Here is a 14,030-nt window from a genome sequence, read left to right on the forward strand (position 1 = left end):
ATGAAAATATTGATTACTGGCGCAGGAGGTGCTGCTGCTATCAGTGTTTGGAAAAGTCTTGCTGAAACACATGAGCTTTATATGGCTGATATCGACCCCTGCGCAGCAGGATTATATTTAGTGCCAGAAAAACAAAGGTTCATTATTCCCCCAGGTGATGCTCCAGATTTCCTGCCCCATTTGCTGAGTATTTGTCAACTTAAACAAATTGAAGTCCTGATTCCCACCGTGGATGTTGAGTTATTGCCCCTTGCACAACATCTCACAGAATTCACCAGCCATGGCGTTAAATTACCGATGAGTTCTGCGAAATCACTTGAACTTTGTCGCGATAAATACAAATTATTAGCTTTCTGTGAAGAGACTGGTTTATGCCCTTCGTTCTTCTTATTATCAGAGAAGAGCAATCCTGAAACCTTTCAATTTCCCTGCTTTGCTAAACCACGTCTTGGAGCCGGTTCGAGAGGGGCAATGATCATTGATGATCAGAACGCCCTGCAACAACTACCCAAAGATGAGAGTTATCTCATTCAAGAACTACTCCCAGGTGAAGAATATTCCGTCGATGTTTACATCCGCAGTGACGGCTGCCCACTTGCGGCTGTGCCTCGCCTGAGATTGAAAATAGATTCAGGCATCGCCGTGGCCAGCCAAACAATACATCATCCTCAACTGTCGGAGATGGCTCTTAAAATTGCAAAACAAGTAGACATTCGCTACGTAGCCAATATTCAATTTAAAGCCAATACACAAGGGGATTTTAAATTGCTAGAAATTAATCCCCGATTTCCTGGCACCTTACCCCTAACTGCTGCTGCAGGAATAGATATCCCTAAACTCTTGATTAAAGATATTTTGCATGAACCACTGAGCTCTGAATTATTGCCGTTTAAAGAATTGATGGTTGTCCGTTATTGGACTGAACATTTTTTTGATCTTAATGAATGGAAGGCACTATGTCGCACTTAAAACTTTGGCTAATCAGACATGGGGAAACTGAAATAAACTGCGGGAGATGGAGCGACAAACCCGCTGAAACCTGCCTGACACCCTTGGGAAAAGAGCAAGCGCAAAAGGCAGCTCAAAAGATCATCGAACCACCGGATCTACTTATTAAGTCCCCCTTAATTCGTGCAAAACAGACAGCTGATTTTATATTAAACCAATGGCCTAATACTTTAATTGATACCTGGCCTATTGAGGAGTTCATATATCTTTCTCCCTCGCGTTTGCATAACCTAAGCAAGTTAGCTAAAAGAAGGGACGTTGAAGAGTACTGGCAAAAAAATGATCCCTACTATTGTGATGGAAAAGATGCAGAATCATTTGCTGATTTTTTGAAACGAGTTAAGCAATTCCATCATCAAATTATTCAACAACAAGGATTTGTGATTGTCATTGGGCATGGTCAATTTTTAAAGGCTTTCCAATTTGGTTTAAGTCATGGATTTAATGTAAGTCCAGAATGGATGAGCTTATTTCGACAAACGGAAACAGCAAATCCACTAAAAAATGGCGAAATAGTCCGGTTAAATTTAAGTAACCTGCTAGATTTTAAATCCCTAAATCAATCCTAGGGTCTATTATTAATATATTAAATAAAAATCTATAGAGCGTAGCAAGGATGAAGGAGCATTTATTTGAAGCAACTCTATAAAACTTTACTTATTGAACCCGATATTCAGCTTGCTAACACCATTATCAATTGGCTTGAAGACAGAGTTCACATTGTTCATGTCGTTGATAATGAGCATGCACAGCAACAAGCAAGGCTTAATACCTGGAACGTCGTCATTACAGACATCAATTGCCCGCAAATCAACGACTTAGATATCACGAAAATGGTAAAGGAAGTGAATCCTGATACTGCTATTATCATTATTACTGAAAATATTAAGGTGGATTTTATCCTGACCGCGATGAAGTATCGGGCTGACGGATTATTTTTTAAACCACTCGATAAAAGTGAATTTACCTCGAGAGTCATTCAATTAGCTGATGAATCAAAACATAAGCGAGAAAAAAATAAAAAAATTATACTAGCCATTGGCGCGCATCCGGACGATGTCGAATTTGGATGTGCCGGCACTTTGGCAAAACTCCGTGCCGAAGGTAGCCAACTGAATATCTTGACTCTAAGTTTAGGAGCACAGGGTGGTAATCCAAGCATCAGAAAAAAAGAAGCACAGGTAGCTGCAAAGCTTCAAGGTGCAAAGTTATTTTTAGGAAATCTTGCCGATACTAAAATTACAAATAGTATAGAAACCATAGAATCTATCGAAGAGATTCTTGAACAAGTTAAACCTACGCACGTTTATACTCATACTTTTTTTGATAGCCATCAAGATCACAGAAGTATTTACCAAGCAACTATCACCGCATGCCGTCAAACACCCAATGTATTTGGCTATCTCACGCCTTCAAGCACTGTGGATTTTAGACCGAATATTTTTATCAAGATTGATGAATTTATTGATATTAAATTAAAGGTAATTTCTGCCTTCTCTAGTCAAAATGTACGTCCTTATCTTCAACCAGACATGATCAAAGCAACGGCTCGATATTGGGGACGTTTTTGTAATTACCATTTAGTGGAACCTATGGAAGTTATCAAAGAGCATTCCTGAGCCTAACTAAGGAATCAATTAACATGGAGGATCAATGAGATCGCTTGAACATTTTATAAATATCCACCCTTATTTCAGCATGCTTGTTTTTACAGCGATTGGTTTTCTTTTACGCGGTTTAAGCCAAGTTAATCGAAATACGCTTCGTATTCACCTGAATGAGCTTGAATTCGCTTTAGAGGAAGATAATATTGAACAGGCAAAATCAATTTTGAAAAAAATAAAAACTGGATTTAGTTTTAAACCCTAACAACTACTTGACTCTGCGAAATTGGTAGTCCAGGAACATTATTTGTTGACATTAGAAACAACAAGAATAATAATCAACCACCTTATCCTTGATCATTAGCCTACCATGACGTTTAGAAAAATCACAACCATCACCTTGGCTCTATTCGTATTTGTTAACGGAAGCGCATTTGCCGAAGACCTTAATATTGTAGGTTCAATCGAGCATCATTTAAAACTTGCACCCAATAAAGCAGCTGCTAATCAAAGCAATGAAAAAGTCATCCAATTACTGCAAATTGACCTCTCTGCTGAAGAAAAAGAACAGTTAGCAAACCGTGCAAAAGAGTTATTAGCCCATTCTAATTCGTTTTTACCCTCATCAGAAATCTCACTATTTCCTAGTAAAGTACAACTGGGCATGAAGAATGTACCCGTGCTTGACCAAGGTCGTCATGGGACTTGTGTTACCTTTGCAGTCACAGGGGCACTTGATGCAGTCATTGGCCAAGGTGATTATGTGAGCCAAGTATGTCATTTACAGCTGGGATCTTATTTAGAAAAACAAGGTTATGGCCTCAGTGGGTGGAATGGTAGCAATGCTAGTCAAGTTATCAACCAAATTACGCAGTACGGAATCGTTAATACGGAAAAACAACGGAAGAAAGGCTGCGGCGGTATAAATTATTACCCTTCTTACACTTCCATTCCTCAATCATTTATAGAACCGGAACAATATTATTCATTAAGTGAGTTAGTCTTTGGAAAAGCAGCCAATTGGTCAAATATTTATCGAAGAGCAGACGCAAATAAACTATTGGATGAAGTGAAACAAACACTTAATTCAGGAGATAGATTAGTATTTGGAGTCTTACTCCCGCGTACGGATCTGGGAACGGCTGGAGCAGTTGGTAAATATAAAACATGGTTCGACTACGACACTTGGGTACTCACCCCAGAAATCTTAAAGGATATATACAATGCAAAGACCGGCCACGAAATGATTATTACTGGGTACGATGACAATGCAGTTGCCACTGATAATAAAGGGAAAAGACACACAGGCTTATTAACTTTACGTAACTCTTGGTCTAACTTCGCTGGAAATTATGGCGATTTTTATATGTCCTATGATTATTTTAAGTTATTAACACATGATGTTAAACGAATTTCTCCTGTTTATTAATTGAGCTGGCTTGGGTTGAATTTCGAAGTCTTTAAGCAGTTCGGGCCTTGGCCCGACTAGGCAAAACTCTTTGTCAAACTCATCGCCACAGAGCCAAAGCTTTTTCGATGAATCGGACAAGGTCCCTTTTCTTTTAAAGCCGTGCGATGCATTAAAGTGGCATAGCCTTTATGTACAGCAAAGCCATATCCTGGGTAGATTAAATCCATTGCCTCCATTTCTTCATCTCTCAGCACTTTGGCTAAAATCGATGCTGCACCGATAGAATTTTCTAAATTATCGCCATTAACAATGGCTCTACAAGGTATAGACAGGGCTGGAACGTATAAACCATCGACCATGACTTCATCAGGTAGAATTGCTAAGGCTTCAACTGCTCGCTTCATTGCCAACAAAGTAGCGTGATGAATATTTAAGCGATCAATTTCTTCAACTTCTGCTCGACCATAAGCAAAGCAGCGTGCTTCGTCTTTAATTTTTTTGACTAATTCTTTTCGTTTGGCTGGCGTTAATTTTTTTGAATCAGTCGCCCCTTCGATAGGCTTATAAAGAATAACTGCAGCAGTAACAAGCGGCCCTGCTAATGGGCCCCGACCTACTTCATCAACTCCTGCAATACATCTATCCATTAACTCCTCTCCTATAAATCGATAAGCGGCTAATCATAACCATATAAAATTGATTTATCATTAAGAAAATGAGATCATGCGCACAAATTATTATCATCGTTGTGTTATGAGTATATTAAATTGTGCGGTAATTGGAGTTGGCTATCTTGGGCGTTTTCATGCTCAAAAATATAAAATGCTATCCAATGCTAATTTAGCTGCAGTCTGCGATGTCAATGTAGATGCCTGTGAATTAGTATCAAGAGAGCTTAACATACCCGCCTATTTTGACTACCGAGATTTATTTGGTAAAGTCGATGCGGTAAGCATTGTGGCTACGACAAATAAGCATTATGAAATTGCTAAAGCTTGTTTAGAACAAGGCATTCATGTTCTTATCGAAAAACCAATCACCGAAACTGTTGAGCAAGCCAATGAGCTTATAGCTTTAGCTAAACAGCAACAACTCAAATTACAAGTAGGTCACTTAGAACGCTTTAACTCTGCGCGTTTAGCACTCGATGAATACCTTGAGCGACCCTTATTTATTGAGTCTCATCGACTGTCTCCATTTAATCCAAGAGGCACCGATGTTAATGTTATTCTTGATTTGATGATACATGATATTGATTTAATTCAAACCATCGTTAATTCCCCGATAGTTAGTATCGATGCTCAAGGTGCACCGGTTTTAACTAAGTCGATTGATATTGCGAATGCAAGAATTACCTTTGAAAATCATTGTGTTGCCAATGTGACAGCCAGCCGTATTAGCTTCAAAACAGAACGTAAGACAAGAATTTTTCAGCCTAATTCTTATATTTCTATCGATTACCAAAACAAACAATTCGCAGTATTCCAAAAAGGTGAAGGCGAAATGTTTCCGGGTATTCCTGAAATCACCCGTCATCAATCAATCTTTGAGAAAGGCGATGCATTACTAGCAGAAATTCAAGCATTCTTAGAGTGCATCGAGAATGATTCAGCACCTGTAGTCACTGGAGAAGAAGGTCGAGATGCATTAGCAACAGCCGCTAAAATTACTGCATTAATTGATACTCATTTGATTTCAAAATATGCAAGCGACTAAGCGCCTTGTTATTATTGCTGGAGAAGAATCAGGCGACATTCATGCCGCCGCTCTTGTACGCCAATTAACTGCCGACTATGGCTCGCTTGAAATAAGTGGCATTGGCGGCAGGCATATGCAGGCGGCCGGTGTGCATCTTGTTTCTGACTTAGCCCGATATGGGACTACTGGCCTTACAGAAGTAGTCCGTCATCTTCGTATTATTAAAAAAGCGTTTGATGCAATCAAAATTCATCTCAGCCAAAATAAGCCAGACTTATTAATTTTAGTTGATTTCCCAGGTTTCAATTTACGTCTCGTTAAATTTGCTAAGCAACTCGGTATTCGGATTTTATATTATATAAGTCCACAAATTTGGGCTTGGAAACCCAATCGTATTGAAATTATTCGCGCCAATGTCGATAGAATGGCGGTCATACTTCCTTTCGAAAAAGAAATTTATCAACGTGCGAATATTCCCGTATCGTTTGTAGGCCATCCTCTTATTGAAAAAATACCCAGCTGTGATGATATGGTCAGTGCGCGCAAGGTATTAGGTCTTCCCACAGACAAACGTTTAGTAGCCCTGTTGCCAGGCAGTAGACGCAACGAAATCGAAAGGCATATGCCAGTTTTGGTGGCTACCGCTGAAGCAGTTTCTAAGCAAATCGATGACTTGCATTTTGTCATTCCTATTGCAGGCACGCTTAATCCGGAAATTATTAAAAATTATTTCTCACAATCTAAGTTGAGAATCTCATTTGTCCTAGGCAAAGCGAGTGAGGTAGTAGCCTGTAGTGATTGTGTGGTTGTCGCCTCTGGTACCGCCTCTTTAGAATGTGCACTCTTAGAAAAACCCATGTGCATTATCTATAAAGGCTCTTTACTCAGTTATATTGTTGCAATGAAAGTGATTAGAGTAAAATACTTAGGTTTGTGTAATCTCTTAAAAAATGAAATGATTGTCCCGGAGCTATTACAATACGATTGTAATACAACCGAGCTTACACGTGCTCTTACTGAATTATTAACCGATCAAGAGGCTATCGACCGAATGAAACGACGTCTGAAAGCGCTTAAACTCTCTCTTTCCTCAGGACAGGCAGATTGTACCATTGCTGAGTTGGTCATGGCCGAATTGCAACTTGCTGAAGAATAAATCATTCTTGCGTAAGAATAGTAGATTATCAATTAGCCTTCATGTACAATTAATTTTGCTTTCATCTATCAAATGAAAGCATTGGGATAGAATGATTTAACTAAAATAAGGAAGTTACGATGAATGTCATTGATACACAAGCTACTGCTCAAACCACGAAACAAGACCAAGGTCTGCAAGATTTGGTATATGGTTTGGTAACTCGATTTCTTGCCGAAAATAAAGGCAAAGCCATCGATGATCTCTATGACATGATTCTTTCTGAAGTTGAACCACCACTCTTACAAGCTGTCATGGAGAAAAGACGTGGCAATCAGCTACAAGCTGCAAAGATGCTTGGTATCAGCCGTGGTACGATCAGAAAAAAATTACAGCGTTACTTTGGTACAAAATATTTTCGTTTAACTGACGAATAATTACCCCCCATTTTATAAATTCCCCCTTTATTCTTAACTAGCTAGGTATTAATAGCCAGATTCAAGTACTAGGGATGTGATTTTATAAAAGCTTTAAAAAGGCCCACTCATGTGGGCCTTTATGTAGGGACACTAATTACTAAGCATCTAGCAGCAGTTTATTCACTCGATTAACAAAATCGGCAGGATTATCTAATTGTCCACCTTCAGCCAAGACAGCCTGTTCAAAAAGCATCACTACCCATTCAGCAAAACGACTTTCATCGCTGATATCGTGCAAGCGCTTCACTAAAGCATGTTCAGGATTAATTTCGAACACCGGTTTAGATAATTGAACTGGCTGGCCTGCGGCTTGCAAAATACGCTGCATTTCCATGCCCATATCCTCGTCGCTAGCAACTACACAAGCAGGAGATGTCGTTAATCGATTGGTAAATTGCACTTCTTTAATTTTATCGCCTAACACATCTTTAATTTGCTTAAGCATCGGCTCGAGAGTTTTTTCATCTTCTTTGATCTTTTCATCTTCTTCGATATCAAAATCAATTTTGCCTTTGCTGATTGATTGTAATTTTTTGCCATCGAATTCGCTTAAATATCCCACTAACCATTCGTCTACACGGTCACTGAGCAATAATACTTCGATGCCTTTTTTTCTAAAGATTTCAAGATGAGGACTATTTTTAGCAGCATTATAACTGGATGCAGTAATATAATAGATCTTATCTTGTCCTTCTTTCATACGAGAAACATAGTCAGAGAGTTTGACTGTTTGCTTTTCTGAATCACTCGTTGTCGTGGCAAAACGTAGCAATTTAGCAATCGCTTCTTTATTAGCAAAATCTTCAATAGGCCCTTCTTTCATAGCCAGACCAAATTCACTCCAAAATTGCTGGTATTTTTCTGGGTCTTGATTGCTCAATTTATCCAGCATTGACAAAATGCGTTTAGTACAGGCTGACTTAATTGCATCAACTAATTTATTGTCTTGTAAAATTTCACGAGAGACGTTCAGTGGTAAATCATTTGCATCCACAATACCTTTTACGAAACGTAAATATCGTGGTAAAAACTGTACTGCATCATCCATAATGAATACACGTTTCACATACAGCTTTAGACCGTGTTTCATTTCTTGTTGCCATAAATCAAATGGCGCGTGAGCAGGAATATAAAGTAAACTGATGTAATCCTGTTTTCCTTCAACATGGTTATGAGACCAAACCAAAGGATCTTGATAATCATGAGAAATATGTTTATACAGTTCTTTGTATTCCTCGTCACTAATCTCTGATTTTTGCAAAGTCCATAATGCAGTCGCCTTATTTACTGTTTCGAAATCTGGCGATTCTTTGTCATCCTCAGAAATTTTTTTCATCTCAATTGGCCAGCAAATATGATCAGAATATTTGCTAATAATTTGACGTAGTCGCCAATCACTTAAAAATTCGTCGTCTTCCTTCTTCAGATGAAGAGTGACTTCGGTTCCGCGTTGAGCTTTCTTCTCTTGAGCGATAGTAAATTCACCATCACCGCTAGATTCCCAGAGGATTCCCTCTTCAGCTTTCAACCCTGCCCGTCGACTTTTAAGAGTTACTTTATCCGCAACAATAAATGACGAATAAAAACCAACGCCAAATTGACCAATCAAATGAGAATCTTTTGCTGCTTCGCCTGTCATATGGCTGAGAAATTCTTTGGTCCCAGATTTGGCAATAGTTCCTAAATTCTCAACAGCCTCCTCCCAACTTAAACCGATCCCATTATCTTTGATGGTGATTGTTTTTAACTTCTCATTGAATTCTATAGTAATACGAAGATCAGAATCTTTCTCATACAAAGAAGCATCAGCAAGGGCTAAAAAACGTAGTTTATCCAACGCATCAGAAGCATTCGAAATAAGCTCTCTCAAAAAAATTTCTTTGTTTGAGTAGAGTGAATGAATAACGAGATGGAGCATTTGTTTAACTTCAGTTTGAAAACCCATAGTTTGTTGCTTTGCCGCCATTTATAAATCCCCCATAACCAAAAAATTGTACAAAAATCGAATGTTGCGCCTAGAATGGTTTTATTAATTTTATCAACAGCTTAAAAAATATCTCCGATAAACCGAAGCGCGAATACAAACTTTATATGCGGGTTAGAACGGCAAATTTCAAGGGGTCTGCTATTAAGTTAGCGTCAATTTGAGTGATTACAAATAATTGCTATGTCATTGGGAAATTCTGTTCATTAAATTTCCTACCTTTATCAGCAATTTGCTCAATATTCTTACTAATCGTTGTGGAAATAATATTAAGCGGTAACTCATTATCATTTTTGCCAAAAGGCTCCTCTAATTCTTCCGATAAAATCTCTAATCCCAATAGGATATATACAATCATTACCATCATGGGAATAATTAAAAATCCAAAAGTATCCACCCAACCAAAAGGAAACATCAAGGCGTAGAAAAGTAAGGCTTGCTTAACAAAAAAAGCAAAAGCAGGCGGTACATTAGTATTTGCAATTCGCTCACAGCCACCGACCAGATCAACGATATTGGCTAAATGATTATCTAAAGCGAGATATTGTTCAAAGCGGAGTTTTTTCTTATCGCGTAATTCGTTGATAATACAATACATTCGTTGAACCACTATAATGACAGGGTGTTGAGTACCAATTTCACCAATACCAAGAGCATGCAACTCTTCCATGTATTCGTTAGTATTTTTTCGCAAATTAGCCTTAATTATGATTGGTAATCTTTTTAATAATTCAAAAAAACAAGGATGATTTTTCAATCCAGCAAAGGCATCAAATTTTAAACCTAAATTTCGACAATTATTGACAATTGACCCCCACAAAGTTCGCCCTTCCCACCAACGCGCATAACTTGTATTGACTCTAAAGCTAATTATAATTGTCAAAATAAAACTAAAAATTAAATGAAATTGGCCAACGTTATAACGTGTAGCATTCTGGAAAAAATGAGCAATTAGGATCGCATACAGGGTGATAATGAGAGAAATAGGGAGTAATTTACGAAATACTTTTTCTCTATAAAATAAAAATAAATGAGGTACCCATGTTAAAAGGTTATGGGATCTTAGCTTCATAAATTCTCCAGCATTATAGCGTGATGAGAAAAAACATGTTCAAGTGATTCCCCGCGTTCAAAACCAGCGTCGCAGATAAAGTAGATTGGCCTTAGCCTAACAAACACTCCATATAATGCGAATAAATTAAATTTCTCAATGAATTTGTTGGGCCAAGGCCCAACCTTTATGCACAACGCCGGTTAAACTGGAATGCGCCAGAAGTATTAAAGGCTATAATACAACTCAAACTCAAACGGATGCGGAAGCATTCTCAACATTTGAATTTCTTCTTCCTTCAAAGCAATGTAACTTTGAATAAAATCTTTACTAAATACATCACCTTGGAGCAAAAATTCATGACCCTCTTGCAAGTATTGCATCGCTTGTTCCAAAGAGTTACAAACAGTCGGTACATCAACTAACTCTTCAGGTGGTAAATCATACAAATCTTTATCCATAGGCTGACCAGGATGAATTTTTTTCTGAATTCCATCCAAACCAGCCATCATCATTGCAGAAAACGCAAGATAAGGGTTAGCCATAGGATCTGGAAAACGCACTTCAATTCGACGTCCTTTAGGATTGCTGGTATGTGGAATACGAATAGCAGCGGAACGATTACGTGCAGAGTAAGCTAATAAGACTGGCGCCTCAAATCCTGGAACCAAACGTTTATAACTATTCGTTGCTGGGTTAGTGAACGCATTCAATGCACGAGCATGTTTAATGATTCCGCCAATATAATAAAGTGCAGTTTCAGATAGACCAGCATATCCATCACCAGTAAACAAATTAACATTATCCTTCATCAAGGATTGGTGGCAATGCATGCCATTACCATTATCGCCAAATAAAGGTTTAGGCATAAACGTGGCTGTTTTGCCATAATTGTGCGCAACATTTTGCACCACATATTTTAAAATTTGTAATTCATCCGCCTTTTTAGTCAGAGTATTGAAGCGGGTCGCAACTTCGCATTGATTCGCTGTAGCCACTTCATGATGATGTGCTTCAACGATGATGCCCATTTCTTCAAGTGTTAAACAAATGGCTGAACGAATATCTTGAGATGAATCGACAGGAGGAACAGGAAAATACCCGCCTTTTATACTGGGTCGATGGCCAATATTTCCACCTTCAATGACTTTACCTGAATTCCAATGTCCTTCACTGGAATCTAATTCGTAAAAAGCTCCACGCATTCCAGTTTGTGAACGAACATCATCAAAAATAAAAAACTCAGGCTCAGGTCCAAAGAAAGCTTGATCCGCAATCCCTGTCGATTTCATATAAGCTTCTGCGCGATGAGCAATTGAGCGTGGATCACGGTCATAGCCAAGCATAGTCTGAGGATCGACAACATTACAACGAATAATTAGAGTATTGTCTTGGTAGAAAGGATCAAAAACTACGGTTTCTAGATCGGGAATCAGAGCGAGGTCAGATTTATGTATTTTTTGCCAACCTTTAATTGATGAACCATCAAACATCTTGCCATTTTCGATCATGTCGTCATCAAGAGCAGAGGTGGGAACAGTAATATGTTGTTCTTTTCCTTTTGTATCAGTGAACCGCAGATCAATAAACTTAATCTCTTTTTCCTTGATCGATTCATGTAATGCTGCTGTACTCATTGTCCTTCTCCAAGATTGTCCAAATACCTACTATCAAAAGTCTACTCTAAGTGACTTATTTAACCCAATAGATTAAACTAATTCTCCTTAAAACTGAAAGTAAATCTTATGGGCGCCTATCATTACCAAGCGCTAAACAAAACAGGCTCTACAAAAAAAGGCGTCATTGAGGCGGATTCCGAACGTCAAGCTCGCCAATATTTACGCGAACAGGGTTTAGTTCCAACTCAAATTCGTCCTTTATCCAAGCAACAAAAGTTGCGCAGTAAAGATAAATTAGCCGCTCAAGATTTGTCTTTATTTACACGTCAATTAGCGACTTTACTTGCTGCTGGAATTCCAGTTGAAGAATCTTTACGTGGCGTTAGTGAACAAACCGAGAAAGATAAAGTTCGCGGTTTGATTATTGGTGTTCGCTCAAAGGTGCTTGAAGGGTATGGTTTAGCCCAAGCGATGGGTGAATTCCCCAATGCATTCCCAGAACTTTATCGGGCGACTGTAGGGGCTGGAGAGCAAACCGGACGATTGGATGTGGTCTTGGAAAAACTGGCTGATTACACAGAAAATCAGCAACAAACTCGGCAAAAAGTTCAACAAGCCCTTATTTATCCTTCGTTAATGATTATTGTTTCTACTGCAATCATTAGCTTTCTTTTAGCCTTTGTTGTCCCCAAAATTATTGAAGTATTTAGCAGTAGTGGACAAGAATTACCCAGCATGACAAAAGTACTTATCAATTTAAGCCACTGGATTAAATCTTATGGTTTAATTGCCATTGGAATCCTTATTGCCTTGCTCGCTGGCTTTAAGAAAAGTCTTTCTAACATAAAAATTCGTACTGCTTGGCATAAAATTTTACTCAAGTTACCAATCGCTTCCTATTTAGTGCGCTCAGTTAATGTGGCACGTTATATCCATACCTTTGGTATTTTATTTGCTGCTGGAGTCTCTGTTCTCGAAACAATGCGTGTTTCAGCAAGCCTTGTCACCAATTTGGTCATGCGAAATGCTTTTGATAATGCGACTGTTCGAGTACGCGAAGGCGGTGCTATCAGTCAATCGTTAAAAGATACGGGGTTCTTAAGTCCAATGGCAACTCATTTAATTGCCAGTGGAGAAAAAAGTGGTCAAATTGCGGGTATGATGGAGAAAGCCGCTTCTCATTTAGATAATGAAGTTAAACGGTTGATTGATACAGCTTTAACTCTTCTTGAGCCCTTAGTCATTCTATTCATGGGTGCGGTTGTATTATTTATCGTTTTAGCAACATTACTCCCTGTGTTCTCAATGGATCAATTGGTGAGTTAACCACCTGATTGCTGTTTTGTGGCAACCAGGTTTTTCTTGTAATTAATTTTCATTAATCAATGGCGATAACAATTTTGCCCATTCCTTATAGGCCTCATAATTTAAATGCACACCATCAACTGTGTACCGTTTATTGAGACCTCCATTGCTATCTGATAATTTTTGATTAATATCGACAAAAATGATGCCATGATTTCGCGAAAAATCTCTTAATTTCGCATTGAGTCGATCAACTTTTTGATTAATGATCTGAGATTGCAGGTAAATTTGGTTCGCACTGCATTTAATAGTCGACGAAATAATGACTCTAACTTTGGCATTTTGTAATATTTCTACAATTGTTTCATAGTTTTTAAAAACTTGCTCAGGATCAGCTCCCCTTCCAAAATCATTAATTCCAAACATTAGAAAAGCTTTTTTGGGCTTAACTTCAAGAATACCATTCATTCGTTGTAAAATTTGCGTCGAAGTATCACCACTTACTCCACGATTAGCGATATCTGACTTAGCCAACAACTCCTGCCATGGCCAGGCTGCAGTAATTGAATCCCCCACAAGAACATTGGATGCAATCGGTGTTTGTATATTTGAGCTATTTTCAAGATAAGCAAAAGTGGAAAACGAAGAAAAAAAAAGGAATATTAGTAGGATATATTTAAATGACTTCATTATTGATTTTCTCCCTGTATTACAAAATATCTTATCTAAGAATAAC

At 38.3% G+C, this 14,030-nt stretch carries 14 protein-coding genes; 9 read left to right on the plus strand and 5 right to left on the minus strand.

Annotated elements, in window-relative coordinates; translation table 11 throughout:
* From Ldro_RS01555 to Ldro_RS01575, 5 genes are all read left to right on the plus strand, one after another.
* The gene (locus Ldro_RS01555; protein WP_058494669.1) at positions 1 to 969 is read left to right on the plus strand and encodes an ATP-grasp domain-containing protein; all 969 of its coding nucleotides are present in this window, start codon (positions 1 to 3) and stop codon (positions 967 to 969) included.
* Positions 957 to 1,577 (plus strand): phosphoglycerate mutase family protein, encoded by a 621-nt coding sequence (locus Ldro_RS01560; protein ID WP_058494670.1) that lies wholly within the window; start codon positions 957 to 959, stop codon positions 1,575 to 1,577. The genes Ldro_RS01555 and Ldro_RS01560 overlap by 13 nt, the downstream gene beginning before the upstream one ends.
* A gap of 63 nt (positions 1,578 to 1,640) precedes the next feature.
* Positions 1,641 to 2,627 carry a PIG-L family deacetylase gene (locus Ldro_RS01565; protein WP_058494671.1) on the plus strand — a complete coding sequence of 329 codons (987 nt, stop codon included), beginning with the start codon at positions 1,641 to 1,643 and terminating at the stop codon, positions 2,625 to 2,627.
* A gap of 34 nt (positions 2,628 to 2,661) precedes the next feature.
* Complete coding sequence (locus Ldro_RS01570) at positions 2,662 to 2,877, plus strand: hypothetical protein (RefSeq protein WP_058494672.1); 216 nt, start codon at positions 2,662 to 2,664, stop codon at positions 2,875 to 2,877.
* A gap of 105 nt (positions 2,878 to 2,982) precedes the next feature.
* Positions 2,983 to 4,041 (plus strand): C1 family peptidase, encoded by a 1,059-nt coding sequence (locus Ldro_RS01575; protein WP_058494673.1) that lies wholly within the window; start codon positions 2,983 to 2,985, stop codon positions 4,039 to 4,041.
* 56 nt (positions 4,042 to 4,097) lie between these two features.
* Here the strand turns inward: Ldro_RS01575 and rnhB are convergent, their stop codons facing one another.
* Positions 4,098 to 4,670: a ribonuclease HII gene (gene rnhB / locus Ldro_RS01580; protein WP_058494674.1), complete on the minus strand. Its 573-nt coding sequence runs from the start codon at positions 4,668 to 4,670 to the stop codon at positions 4,098 to 4,100.
* A 106-nt stretch (positions 4,671 to 4,776) separates the two neighbouring features.
* Between rnhB and Ldro_RS01585 the strand changes: the two genes are divergently transcribed.
* The 3 genes from Ldro_RS01585 (at position 4,777) to Ldro_RS01595 (ending at position 7,293) form a co-directional block, all read left to right on the plus strand.
* Positions 4,777 to 5,739, plus strand: a complete 963-nt coding sequence (locus Ldro_RS01585; protein WP_058494902.1) for a Gfo/Idh/MocA family protein — start codon at positions 4,777 to 4,779, stop codon at positions 5,737 to 5,739.
* On the plus strand, positions 5,726 to 6,877 hold the full coding sequence (lpxB, locus tag Ldro_RS01590) for a lipid-A-disaccharide synthase (protein ID WP_058494675.1): 1,152 nt from the start codon (positions 5,726 to 5,728) through the stop codon (positions 6,875 to 6,877). The genes Ldro_RS01585 and lpxB overlap by 14 nt, the downstream gene beginning before the upstream one ends.
* A gap of 119 nt (positions 6,878 to 6,996) precedes the next feature.
* Entirely contained in the window at positions 6,997 to 7,293 is a 297-nt protein-coding gene (locus tag Ldro_RS01595) for a helix-turn-helix domain-containing protein (protein ID WP_058494676.1), read from the plus strand.
* Positions 7,294 to 7,432: 139 nt separating this feature from the next.
* Here the strand turns inward: Ldro_RS01595 and htpG are convergent, their stop codons facing one another.
* The 3 genes from htpG to glnA form a co-directional block, all read right to left on the minus strand.
* Positions 7,433 to 9,301, minus strand: coding sequence for a molecular chaperone HtpG (gene htpG / locus Ldro_RS01600; RefSeq protein ID WP_058494677.1), 1,869 nt, complete (start codon positions 9,299 to 9,301; stop codon positions 7,433 to 7,435).
* 199 nt (positions 9,302 to 9,500) lie between these two features.
* Positions 9,501 to 10,391 (minus strand): bestrophin family protein, encoded by an 891-nt coding sequence (locus Ldro_RS01605; RefSeq protein ID WP_058494678.1) that lies wholly within the window; start codon positions 10,389 to 10,391, stop codon positions 9,501 to 9,503.
* 206 nt (positions 10,392 to 10,597) lie between these two features.
* Positions 10,598 to 12,007, minus strand: coding sequence for a type I glutamate--ammonia ligase (gene glnA / locus Ldro_RS01610; RefSeq protein ID WP_058494679.1), 1,410 nt, complete (start codon positions 12,005 to 12,007; stop codon positions 10,598 to 10,600).
* Positions 12,008 to 12,115: 108 nt separating this feature from the next.
* On the opposite strand from glnA, the gene lspF reads away from it, so the two are divergent.
* Positions 12,116 to 13,315, plus strand: coding sequence for a GspF family T2SS innner membrane protein variant LspF (lspF, locus tag Ldro_RS01615; RefSeq protein ID WP_058494680.1), 1,200 nt, complete (start codon positions 12,116 to 12,118; stop codon positions 13,313 to 13,315).
* 42 nt (positions 13,316 to 13,357) lie between these two features.
* Here lspF and Ldro_RS01620 read toward each other — a convergent pair whose 3' ends face one another.
* Entirely contained in the window at positions 13,358 to 13,984 is a 627-nt protein-coding gene (locus Ldro_RS01620; protein WP_058494681.1) for a GDSL-type esterase/lipase family protein, read from the minus strand.
* Between the last annotated feature and the right edge of the window lie 46 nt (positions 13,985 to 14,030).

Source organism: Legionella drozanskii LLAP-1 (assembly GCF_001467585.1).
Taxonomy (GTDB): Bacteria; Pseudomonadota; Gammaproteobacteria; order Legionellales; family Legionellaceae; genus Tatlockia; species Tatlockia drozanskii.